At 40.6% G+C, this 12022-nt stretch carries 10 protein-coding genes; all 10 read right to left on the minus strand.

The window, feature by feature from the left end:
- A complete protein-coding gene (locus MKX97_RS13105; protein WP_342536159.1) occupies nucleotides 1-1290 on the minus strand; it encodes a DUF1963 domain-containing protein in 1290 nt (429 codons plus the stop codon).
- A gap of 18 nt (nucleotides 1291-1308) precedes the next feature.
- Entirely contained in the window at nucleotides 1309-1983 is a 675-nt protein-coding gene (locus MKX97_RS13110; protein ID WP_342536160.1) for a hypothetical protein, read from the minus strand.
- A 129-nt stretch (nucleotides 1984-2112) separates the two neighbouring features.
- A complete protein-coding gene (locus MKX97_RS13115) occupies nucleotides 2113-2532 on the minus strand; it encodes a DUF6678 family protein (RefSeq protein ID WP_078817965.1) in 420 nt (139 codons plus the stop codon).
- A 128-nt stretch (nucleotides 2533-2660) separates the two neighbouring features.
- Nucleotides 2661-3389, minus strand: a complete 729-nt coding sequence (locus tag MKX97_RS13120; RefSeq protein WP_342536161.1) for a DUF1963 domain-containing protein — start codon at nucleotides 3387-3389, stop codon at nucleotides 2661-2663.
- A gap of 1024 nt (nucleotides 3390-4413) precedes the next feature.
- Entirely contained in the window at nucleotides 4414-5577 is a 1164-nt protein-coding gene (locus MKX97_RS13125; protein ID WP_342536162.1) for an S-layer homology domain-containing protein, read from the minus strand.
- A 629-nt stretch (nucleotides 5578-6206) separates the two neighbouring features.
- A complete protein-coding gene (locus MKX97_RS13130; RefSeq protein ID WP_342536163.1) occupies nucleotides 6207-7685 on the minus strand; it encodes a cytosine permease in 1479 nt (492 codons plus the stop codon).
- 838 nt (nucleotides 7686-8523) lie between these two features.
- Nucleotides 8524-8673, minus strand: coding sequence for a hypothetical protein (locus tag MKX97_RS13135; protein WP_342536164.1), 150 nt, complete (start codon nucleotides 8671-8673; stop codon nucleotides 8524-8526).
- A 177-nt stretch (nucleotides 8674-8850) separates the two neighbouring features.
- Nucleotides 8851-9774, minus strand: a complete 924-nt coding sequence (locus tag MKX97_RS13140; protein ID WP_342536165.1) for an LD-carboxypeptidase — start codon at nucleotides 9772-9774, stop codon at nucleotides 8851-8853.
- 347 nt (nucleotides 9775-10121) lie between these two features.
- Entirely contained in the window at nucleotides 10122-10541 is a 420-nt protein-coding gene (locus MKX97_RS13145) for an SH3 domain-containing protein (protein ID WP_342536166.1), read from the minus strand.
- 24 nt (nucleotides 10542-10565) lie between these two features.
- On the minus strand, nucleotides 10566-12017 hold the full coding sequence (locus tag MKX97_RS13150; protein ID WP_342536167.1) for a DUF5050 domain-containing protein: 1452 nt from the start codon (nucleotides 12015-12017) through the stop codon (nucleotides 10566-10568).
- Between the last annotated feature and the right edge of the window lie 5 nt (nucleotides 12018-12022).

Consider the following 12022-nt stretch of genomic DNA (forward strand, 5'->3'; position numbering starts at 1 on the left):
TCAGCTTTGCTGATATACCGTTGCTGTAATCCTATCTTTTGGACAAATAAACATATAATATATGCCTTCAGCATATTCGTCGAAATCAGCATAATCTATCTGCCCTATAAACCGCATTCTTCGTTCACAACAAGGACAAACCGGATACTCGGGATCCTGAACCCAGCTTGGATGACCGCCAATCTGAGAATTCAATTGTGACATGGCCCAAACTGCAGCATAATACGGTGATTGCGGCTCATGTGAAAGGACTAAACTCGGCGGGTGTTCAGTACTGCTATTTACGTCATCTATATCCGGGAGGTAATCAGGTTCCTGATTATAGCGGCTCCAGATAGGCACGCCATCATTATCCAGCTCCATGTATATCGTGCTAACCCCCCCACATAAGTCACAGGTTATCACCTGTAAGTTCTCCATCTGTAGATCGAGATATTGCAAGGCCGGATGAGAGTTAGCTGCGACCATCAATCTCTTTAACTTCCTATTGCACCATGGGCATGTTGAATGGCTCGTTTCAAGAAAACGGGCATGAGTTTCTGCAGTTACACCAGCATACTGTTGGTCTGATTGCCTGATCGCATAACATAATGGATTCACTAAGTCGCGCCTTTCCCCATTTGGAGTAAGCTCCCAACCCCCGTCAAGAACATAAGTTTCAGGCGTTACATACAACTGCTCCGTCCATGTTGGTTGCCGCATTTGCCATTCGCGAAACTGGTCTATTACCTTAACATCACCGATCCAACCGAGTACCAGAAGGAGATGATTCCGATTGCCCTCATCCCATATCACCCGCTCCAGAAGCTGATCTCGAATGTCTTGCGGTGCATCTTTAAAAAGAATCGGATTATGAAACAAGCCGCGCTGTATAAGCTCCGGCAAAGCATCTGATATAGTATCATCCCGGTAGCACACCAAAGATAACAGAATTTCTTCCGCTTCACTTTCATTGTTAACAGCTAATAATTCCATTGTGTATTTTAGCATCCGTTCGGCTTCTTGGTTTGACAAAGATATGTATAGTTGCTCCATGCTTAACGGAAAAGGATCGTATTGGATAAGCGGGTCATACTTTCTCGGTGCATGCATCACTTTGAGAATGTCTACTTGATCTGTTAATCCATCATAAAGATTCACCGTTTTGCGATGCTGTTCAATATAAGCTTGCTGTTTTTTTCGTTCCTGATCCTGACGGCAAGGCATGCAGATACCACCTGTTTTGGCCGCGGTGCTCGGCAGAATTGTTGCGTTGCAGCCTTCCGTCTTGCATGGTATTCGTTTCGTCATATCAATTAACCTCCGTAATTATGAACCAATATACAGTCTATTTTCTGAGAAGATCGCTGAATACCCACGTCTGTACAGCTCAAAATATGCTGCGAACGGATCACCATTCAATCTATAACGGTGCCACTGAAGATAATATGAAATCCAGTAATCACAGGCAATCGAGTAATACGCCTCGTCCAAAACTTCAATCGGTTCATCATACTCCGTCTGTTCGCTGATGATATCAAAAATCGTCTCATATATTTCAGGATCGTATTGCTGACGAATTCCATCTATCGATCCAGGAGGTACAATTCTAACCTCTTCGATTCCAAGCAGGTAATCCACTGAACCTTCCACATCCATTTTCCCGGAACATTCCAACAATAAATCCTTTAAACCTTGAATAAACTGCCTGCCATAATCTACTAACACCTCATTGGGTACATTACCAGCTTTACTAGTGAAATATCCCGGCACTGCAGGCCCACTAAAATCATTCGGATCTAGCATTTCATAGATCTGTAATACCTTCTGCAAATACGCATGCCCATCTTCAAGAGGTTCAAAAGTAGCCTCTATGCCTTTTCCATCCGGCATATACATTTGGAAATACCCATAGAAACGGGCTTCCTCAATATCTGATTCATCGGAATCCACCTCTTCATCCATCAATTGAAGCAAATACCTTGCATAAGACTGTTTATCCATATGTACCTCTCCTCTATCGCTCGTCAGAATAAACCATTATAGATAGTCATCCAAATTAATCAGGTTCCATATTGGACTACAGCACTGATTCCGTTTCACTTTTTGCCTTAACCATTCCGAGAGGCTCCATCATGTTAGTATGCTTGTATCTGATATGTAACCGTAAATATAATATGTATCATGATCCAGTCGATAGGGAATTGATAATTCTTTTAAAATATTTACAAAGTCATCTGTAATATCAATGATTTCTGGTGAAACTAGACGACCACGATGTTTCAAATATCTTGGCCGGACTCGAATCCACTCCACATTGTAAAATGGTACAATACCCTCTATCCAATCTCCCCAATACCAAACATCCTTTTCAAATTCTTCAGGATATACTAGATCATCTAACAAATACTTGCCTTGGTATGGTGGCGGAAATCGCAACGTATTGATAACTGCATCTTGGAGTTTTCGCCACTTTGTATCATTCATGAGAGAAATTAAATTTCTTTCAGCAATGGTCTCCATTACTCTCATTTTATTTTGATTTGGTATCATAGGGAAACCTCAATTCGATAAGTGATATGTTGACGTCATGGTTGTGAAAATTTCGCTTACCAAAATACTCATACACTTCTTAGGACTTTTCTATAAGTTCAAGAACGGATCATCGTACTGGAATCTCACTAGCAACACTGCCAATCATACACTACTTTTGAAAAATCCCTATTTTTCAAAGCGTCCTTTGTAATAGAGAAAACACAGTTCCCAGAATCCCCAAACATAATGCCGCATTCCTCATCGATATCCAGTTGCAATAAAAGAAAATCGTCATCATCAAAACCGATATAGTCATTCTGAACAAAATATGGATAACCACCAATTCTGCTATAGCAATCATCACTCAGTTTCTCATATTCTTCTTCTGATAGCTTCTTCATAAAAATTTCCCGAAATAGATCCAATGAGGAAGACATAGGCATCTCCCTTGATGTAAAATACATTTTGCCGCTGTGTGAAAAAGGGAGATTACTGTTATATTCTTCATTTTCATAAGGATGTTCCTTTACTAAATCTCCTTCGTTTTCTTCAAAATCTTCAATGTATTTTACTAGAATCGGGTCTTCCAAACCAAACATATCATCGTTTGCAACGAAAAATTGCAGTAATCCCTTTTTCGGTAATTCATCCAGATCTCCAATATCCGCCAGATTGATTTGTGCTAAAAACAACATAGGTTTTCCAAATTGATCGATTGGATAATCTTTACTGTTTTTCAAATAGGGACACCCACCTAATTTGCTATCCCAGGGTTTTGTTTCTTCACGCTTAAAAATTATCTCGTTACTATACCTAAGAGTGCCTTTAATTAGGTTTTCATGCTCTTTCAAAAGTTTAGGAATTTCGTATTTCATCAATGTAACCCCCCATTCTAATAAATGATTCTTTACTTAACCGATAGAGCCTATATTTTTTGGAACACAAAAACAAAGCACCTCAATCCATTTAATAGCTCCCTCGCTTGCGTGAGGGCCATTTATTCTCTCTTAAGGACTTATTTACATTCTTACGGTACTAAAAATTGTCGTCTCTGTGGCACTATTTCCTGTCATTTATGTTCGATAATAATTACATAATATATATACTAACTCATCGACAAATGATGTTAAAATGAAATGAGGAACTCATGATAACGGATACGAAAAAAACAGCTAAGAATGAGTGCAGTTTTTATAAAAACAAGATGATTTGAACATAAAGATTATAGCTCCTAACTCTTTCGTAAGCGACTGGATAGCCACTCACTACGCAGATCTTATTAAGGAAATATCCGCAGAATCTCTATCCTTTAACAGCGCTATTGGAACAGTCGAAGTTATAACCGCGAGCGATTATATAAAAAACTAAAATGAGCAGGGTCATCATATGACTCCTGCTTTTTTTGTAGGAACGGTTCCGAAACAGAAAGGGATAGAATGGACGCATTCAATTATATGATTGGTAATTTCAGCGAAACATTGGGAGCTTTGACAAGTAAAACAGACATCTCTAACGACGAAAATTTAGGCGGGGAAAAGGATGTCCCTCATCCCAGACATTCGAATAAGCAGAAATAACTGATCGCAACTTAGGCTGCCCTTGTAGCATCCAGGCCCTAAATTAACAAAAAAGATGTTAATAATGCGATTGAATCCTAATACAACAAGCTCTTTTAATCGAACCAATAATTAAGAGAGATAGGCATCCCCTATCTCTCCAGTTTTTCATATTTAGATTGATTCAGCGTAAGCGTAAAATATCTCATTCAAACAAAAAAGGAACTAGGTGTATTTCAACCTAATCCCTCTCGCTTATACTATCCTAATTTGAACATTTTCGTACTGTCAGACATCGTTTCTCCGTAGCTAAGTTTGCTTGTAGACCCAGCACCCATTATACTTATCCAAAAAAATCAGCCGGTCCTAGTTCGATCGCCGATGTACCATAGAAAAAGCTGTCATCATTTTCAAATGCTGTCACACTGTACCGCACTTCTTCCCCATTCGCAAAGCGGACCGTCGCAATATACTCACCCGGTTTTTCGATCATAATATGTGTGAAATTGTGTTCAGTTTTCTCAATCGTTACGTTGTCCGAGATACTCTCTCCGTCTACCTTGGCGAGAGCTATATTTTGTACCGTTTTATATTTTGTATTGAGCCATGTCACTGTCGGCAGTGATTCATCCGTCTTGTCTAACGTCAACCGTAGTTCGCTGCCCTCTTTTTTCACATGGACATAATATTTTTGATTCTTCCATCCATTTTCCGCTTTTCTTCCCGCAATGACAATTCCACCTTTTCCTTCTTTGATCGGAAATAGTTGAACTTGATCTTGCGTTCCGTCTTTTTTCCCTTTCACTTCTACTGCTCGGAATACACCTGCATTTACTTCATCTGCGTTAACCGATTCGATTGTATCCCATCCTAAATCGCCCGCTTCCACCGTCACGGCATTCTTCATCATTACCTGTTCCGTCGCCGCAAGCATTTTCGCGGCCTGTCCTCTCGTAATCGATGCGTTCGGGCTGAATGTTGTAGGGGACGTACCCGAAGTAATGCCGAGCTTGTAAATAACAAGTACGTCATTCGTAATACCAACTTCTCCTTTGAACGGATTTTTCACATCCACACTAAGAGGCAAATCAAATGCCTTCACAAGAATCGCAGCCATACTTTTACGCTTTATCGGCTCATTCGGTTTGAAACTGCCGTCCGGATAACCGCCGATAATTCCTTCCTCCGCCATCTTCACAATCGCCTTATAAAAACCATGGGATGCTGGTACATCTTTGAATTTCCGGCCTTTTACATCCGATGTATCCAAACCGATCATCTTCGCAATAATTGCCGCAGCTTGTCCCCGCGTAATCGAATTCCCCGGCTTGAACGTGCCGTCCGGGTAACCTCCTATGATATTACGCGCCGCCAGCTCATTCACCGCGTCCGCAAAATGCTTCGACGGCGGCACATCAGAAAACACTTGCTTACCGGCAGCAGCCCCGGACAACGGCAAACTGCACGCTAGTAAGAATGCACCAACTACTGCAAATAACTTCTTCATTTCATTCATCCTTTCTAAACATCCCAATTCTCTAAGCAGCCTACAGACGGGAAATTACTAAAAAAGTTTCAAAATATGTGGAAATACTTCGAGCCCTCGCAATGTGGCTTCGGAAAAAGGACGCAACCGGTCGATGTTATCTTTCATCGATATGAGTCTATCTATTTTATTCATTAAATTCCCTTCCACAACATTCACACTTTTCTTAAGAAAAAGAAGCCGTACTCACCATGGAGGACGACTTCAAGCCTGTACAGATATTAAATGTTCAAGCCATGATTATGCCAGGCATTATAAAAGCCCAGAACATCAAGACTCGCAATATTGGTGGAACCGTCAACAAATAAGTCAGCTCCTTTTATTAACAGTGCAAATCCTACAATTAATAAAATCCAGGTGTAGTTTCACACCATTAAAAAAACGTCATATACCTTGATATAACAAAGTTTATGACGTTCTATGAAAATGTTTTGTGAACTAAGCGTAAGTCCAAACACCTTCTCCTAACAATGCTTTGATGTCAAAGTTTAAGAGTAGTTTTCTTACACCTAACTAATCTTGGCTATGTTTACTGACAACTATCGGAGATAAGATGCTATTCTTTGTAAAAGATCTAGACATACAGCTGATTAAATCCAATCCTCTTTCGGAATATCGTTTACTTCTCTCTTCGCATAATAGCGTCCTTTTGTCGTCATCCCAAGAATAATCGTCATAGCCGCTGCCAAAAGGGCTGCGAAAAATGCCGCAGTACTTTGAAGGAATGTGCCCATAAAACCGAGCGCTGCAATGGTACCAATAATCGTCGGAACAACTAGCGATACAACGCCGACCGGGTTCCATTTAAAGAGATTTTCTTGTCTGGATTCATAAAAACGCGGAGCGACTTTCAGCCATTTTCTTAGCACAAGTGCATCTGTCACCAGTACGGCCGCCCAGCTCATGAGCGCAACGCCTTGGAAAGTCATTGCCGTGTCAAGATGGTCAATGATCCCGCCCAGCATGAGAATCATCGCAGTAACGCCCCCAACGACGACCCAGAAACGACGTCCCGGCGTAAAGCCAAATGTGTTTTCAAAGAAGTTCGATAGGGATAACGAACTGCTGTAAATATTGGTAACATTAATTCGAACTTGTGTAAGCAGAGTAAACAGCACACCGCCAAGCCCCAATAGAGTAACGATGTATACGCCCGGATTTGATTCGCCAAATGTAACTCCGAACCAAATGCCAAGACCGCCCATTACACCATAGCAGAAAATCTGCGGAATGAAACCGATTGCAATGGAACCAATTTTCAAATCTTTTGGTTTTAAAAAGCGCGCATAGTCTGATGCAATCAATGCCGTTAGCCCCATAATTCCGTGCTGCATTCCGATACATAACAATAGTGCGGTGCCTCCGACTTTGACGCCTTCAGGCAAGAATGTCCATAAAGCCCCGTCAAATGGTGACGAATGGGTGAATGTCATAACGATCGCTGTAATTAAAAAGATAAAGAAGATCGGCAAGGACCATTTTTGCAATTTGTCCAGTTGCTTAATGCCGAACCAGTTCAATGGGATAATCACCGATCCGAAGACTATGATTAACAGCCAAACAGGCATAGCAGGAAAATAAGCATGAACAGCTGCAACTAGAATCATGCCCTCAAAGGCACAATACATAATAAAATTAGAAGCGTAAATAAGTGAGGTTAATCCGGCTCCAACGTAACCAAATCCTCCGCGGGATAATAAGTTAACGTTCATGCCCGATTTAGCAGACAAATAAACAATGAAGCTTCCTAGGATGCCTGCGACTACAATTGCGTACCCTGCCGAGATAAGGGCATTCACCGCTCCAAACTGTAGTGCCATAACGCTTCCCATCTGGAAATAGAAGATCGCAGTTGCGATGCCGAATGTGATGTTGGTGATACTTAACCAGCCCATTTGCCGTTCCTCGCGTGGAACCCGTTCAAATGAGTAATCACCTGTAGTTTCTTCTTGACGTGGATTTGTATCCTGTTGTAGGTCTTTTTCACGCACAGTATTATCCTGACGTGGTTCTTTCTTCCGAAGATCTCTTTCTTGTAACTTGTGATCTGCAGTAATATCAGATCGCATTGTACCAAATCCTTTCCATATTCGATTGTAATTATTCTTTGTCGCGGTGCTTAAGTATTTAGGAGGGGGCTTCAAAATAAGTTGGGGAAAAGCAATTGCAGGCTAGGTAGACTTTTACATGCAGTTGATTGACCAAAGACAAAATAAAAAAGCAGTGAATTTCTCCACTCTCTTTCAGCAGCGTTTTCCCTCACTCTTATCTCTATATTAACATAATCTGGTGGTAGGTTGGAGACTTCCCCACAAAGTCTATCCAAAGTCCTATATCGATAAAATCCGACATTATACTTCATTTTCAGGAGATAAAAAGTGATGCGAGAGCTTATGCTATCGTATTTTCGCGGTTTATTGTCTGGTATGCCTAAACGGTCTTATTTCCACCTATTTAACACCGTTAAATACTCTAGCAATTTGGCGATAATGAGCCTTTTTTATTGTACATATTTGTTGATAAATAAGTAGAGATTTGTTTGTTTTGCATTCTTTGATCGGTTAGAAATTTGGACGCTTTGACGGCTGAAATGAAACAGCCCGAAAAAGTATCGGGCTGCTTTCGTTTACTTTTATAATTCCCATGAAAAACGTTCCGGTGCGGGAAACAATTCTTGCGTTCTTTGAAGGCTTCTTTAGACTGTGGCCGATGCTGATCACATTTTCTTTGAGTACGTCAATCTTTTTATTTCATCATTCAAAATAATTCGACCATAAAAAAGGAATATTGCACAAGAGATTCCTCTCATACAATATCCCAGATTCTCTTGTAATAACACCTTTATTCTCATATAGAGACAGTGGCAACCGAAACAGCGTCAAAAGATATTGCTGCCTCAGCGTCATATTATTTACCTGTTTGTTTCTGCTTTTTTTTCAAATACTCCGCACGTATTTTTTCAACCTGCTGCTTTTTATCAAATTGGGCAGGCTTGTTTTTTTCATGATACTTTGCTACAGCCGCCTGACCTTTGCTATCCAATTGATACTTCCCCATTTTTTCACCTACTATTCTTATCGTCCTTATAGACCATTTACAAATTTCTGAATTCTATTTTATTGAAGTAGACATCCTTAATTTACTAGTATACTCCCAATCCTTGCATACATCAGTAAAACCGGATAATTAATTGTATACCATGCCGATTTCCATCTCCACTGGCCTCATTTTCGACTACACCTTAACCACCGGCTCCATCACCGTCAACGTTCGATTCACCGTATCCATTTTCACACTGGCTCCAATAGGTACGGTGGCTTTATAATGGCCATGTGCGGTTGCCAAGTTGGTCATTAAAGGTTTTCCAAGTGGAACTAGAAATTCATTGATCACATCCATATAGCTTTTCCCGTAGGCTGGTTCACAGTTCGTACATTGTCCCATAATGATTCCTGCACAATCTTCAAATTTCCGTGCCATAGCTAAGTGGTTTAAGTATCGATACACCGTATTGACCGGTTCATGTGTTTCTTCCAAAAGAAGAATTCTGCCTTCCGTATTGATTTCATAAGATGTGCCTAAGGTACCCACGAATGACGTGAGATTTCCACCTACAATCGGTCCTGTTACATTTCCCGGAACTGCTCCGATAAGTGGAACTCCAGGTGGGGTGACAATTTGCCAAGGCGCAGTGACAGTCGATGTTGCCGTAAAGAATTGATTGAAATTATACGGAGGGGTTTGTGGATTAAAGTCTAACAATAACAAACTTTGAAAACCGATGAGGTCAGCATATTCAAACAACACATTCAATAAAATCGTGATGTCGCTGTACCCCGAAACAATTTTAGGATTTTGTTTAATGACGGTAAAATCAAGGAATGGTAAAATACTTTCCACCCCTACTCCACCCCGGGCAGGTAAAATCCACTTCACTTCCGGATTTGTAAACATCTTCATTAGATCCGAAGCCATTTGCCGGGGAGTTGCCGCAAGAAAGCCATTAGCAGAATACACATGTTCCCCCACAACCACTTTAAATCCCATACTTTGCAACATCCGAATCCCTTCCGTAATGCGATTAGCCGCCAACGGACTTCCAAGCGTCACAATCCCTACCGTATCGCCCCTTTGTAATTGCTGCGGTTTTGTAGCCAAGACCCATTAGCTCCTCTCCCCGGGTAAGTAATACACCTAATTTATTCTTATGTAGTAGCATATGTTTGGGGGGTTGGTTTGGGACCTGGCAGGGCGCATACAATAGTGAAGGGTACCTTTGCATTAAACTATTCCGTTTGTTTAAACAATCATGTTTAATCAAACAATCCTGAATGTTTGTCACACAGGCACTTTTCCAAATAAATTGCAAAGTTTTTTTCGCACCTTCCACTACTTTATACAGAGGTGCACCAGTTGTAGAAGTTGAAAAGTGGGTCGCAACACAATAGATAAGAAACCAAGGAATAACATAATAGATTATTATAAGTCGTTAAAGGTACTTAAAATTAGGGTAGCGTATAATTCATTGTATTGTAGGAAATCCAACCCACATAATTGCTATTCGATAAATAGACTTCGACTTTGCACCAAATTCTTTCAGCAGATTCTACTTGGGTGTCAATAATATATACTTCTGTTCCTCTAGGTAAAGCAGTGATTACATCTCCATTTAATGTAGGTGCATTCCTTAAGTTTCCTTTGCCCGTTACAATAGTTTGATTCGTTCCCTGCAAGCTATCTGCGATTCGTACGGCTTCATCCTTTTCCCATTGAGCAGCTTCCGGCTCGGCCACCTGTTCTGTCGGTGAATCCTGCGGTGCTGCGCTTTTATCCGTCGGTCTTTCCACTACTTCGTCAGCAGCAGCTACTTCTTCTTTTGACGCCCGTTCGAAACGATATTGTTCATTGTTGTCTTCAATTGTCATCGTTTTCCCATCATATTCAATCCGTTAATAGCTCTTGCCAGAATTGACATCCATATAATTATGACCTGCATATTCCACTTCAAAATTTATCGGTGCGCCGCCTTGTTTAAAAGAAAATGTTCCGTCATCCGAAACATGAACGTACTCATTTCTCTCTTCACCAACCGACTTCCAGTCACCATTCAGATCTGAGAATGATAAGTATTTGGAGAAAATGACGTCATTTTGATATGAAACGACCGAGTACTTTGATAAGTCATCTTCCACGACAACCGCTTCATTCAGATCCGCCATAAAATACAGCTTATTCGTCTTCGTTGCATATGCTAAATTGTTATGAACTAACGTAAAGTCAACGATATCCGTAGCTAATTTTGTATCGTTTAAAAACAATTCGCCACTTTCATTTTTGTAAACCAGTTCATTGTCTGCCGTAATGCGGACAGACTCAACATTTGATGCTTGTTTTGTTTTCTCTCCCTTTTTTGTCACTGCGTAAAGATTGCCCTCTAAATCCGTATAATAGACAGAATCCTCAGAGACGAAAAACTCCAACACTTCACTCGCTAACTTCGTGGAGGATGAATCTTCAATCTGCTTCATAAATAAATTATCGTCAGATGTTATGTAGATAATTTGATCACCGACTAAATCATAAGACAGCACATCTGCGGCAATTTTACTTGTCTCTGCTCCGTCTGTGCTAGTTTGATACACCACTTGTTTTTCATCTTCCCAAGCCCAATAAATGAATCCATCTTTAATCTGTCGGATGGTGTTTGAATCGACTACTTTTCCGGAAATTTTCACAGCGTCCTTGTCGGCCACTTTGTAAAACAGCATGGAATCGTCATTTGTATATACATAATCACCATCTTCATTCAGCAGCTTAAAAAAGCTAATATTGGAAGCAAGTTCGGTCTCTTTACGGGTTTCTACATTATACCTGTTCAGCACGCCGACCTCCTGCGTATAATATAAGTCCGCCCCGATCATATCCATCATATGGACGGACGAAGCAATTTTTTCTGGTTCGCGCCCTGCATCAACGATATATAAATCCTCGTCATTATTCGTATAAAAAATATATTTATTGGAGTACTGGCTGCTGAAGTGCAGTACATCCGATGCGATTTTCTCTTTGTCGGCCCCTTTTTTGTATTCATACAATTCATGGTCACCTGTTAAAAACAACACTGAGTCATCGTCGCGGTTATGCACATATTGCCCGTTCATCACGTTGGAAGAAATTTTATCGATGTCGGACGTTAATGTTTTTACATATAAATCGCCAATCCCCGTCTGATCTTCTGTCTGTCCCGTTTCTTTGTACAAGAAAAACGTCTGCTGCACTTCTTTTGCAATCTCTTTATTGGTACCACCTTTTTTAGCATCCCACTTATCCTCACTGCATGAAGATAAAAACAATGCCGCGACTAAGACGAACATCAAACGAAACGTATAGTTCTTTAACATAACCC

Source organism: Sporosarcina sp. FSL K6-3508 (genome assembly GCF_038615825.1).
Lineage (GTDB): Bacteria > Bacillota > Bacilli > Bacillales_A > Planococcaceae > Sporosarcina > Sporosarcina newyorkensis.

Coding starts and splice junctions, on each gene's coding strand:
- MKX97_RS13150 (WP_342536167.1), bottom strand. CDS start 12,017: ATGTTAAAGAACTATACGTTTCGTTTGATGTTCGTCTTAGTCGCGGCA.
- MKX97_RS13110 (WP_342536160.1), bottom strand. CDS start 1,983: ATGGATAAACAGTCTTATGCAAGGTATTTGCTTCAATTGATGGATGAA.
- MKX97_RS13135 (WP_342536164.1), bottom strand. CDS start 8,673: ATGGGGAAGTATCAATTGGATAGCAAAGGTCAGGCGGCTGTAGCAAAG.
- MKX97_RS13115 (WP_078817965.1), bottom strand. CDS start 2,532: ATGATACCAAATCAAAATAAAATGAGAGTAATGGAGACCATTGCTGAA.
- MKX97_RS13130 (WP_342536163.1), bottom strand. CDS start 7,685: ATGCGATCTGATATTACTGCAGATCACAAGTTACAAGAAAGAGATCTT.
- MKX97_RS13105 (WP_342536159.1), bottom strand. CDS start 1,290: ATGACGAAACGAATACCATGCAAGACGGAAGGCTGCAACGCAACAATT.
- MKX97_RS13120 (WP_342536161.1), bottom strand. CDS start 3,389: ATGAAATACGAAATTCCTAAACTTTTGAAAGAGCATGAAAACCTAATT.
- MKX97_RS13145 (WP_342536166.1), bottom strand. CDS start 10,541: ATGACAATTGAAGACAACAATGAACAATATCGTTTCGAACGGGCGTCA.
- MKX97_RS13125 (WP_342536162.1), bottom strand. CDS start 5,577: ATGAAGAAGTTATTTGCAGTAGTTGGTGCATTCTTACTAGCGTGCAGT.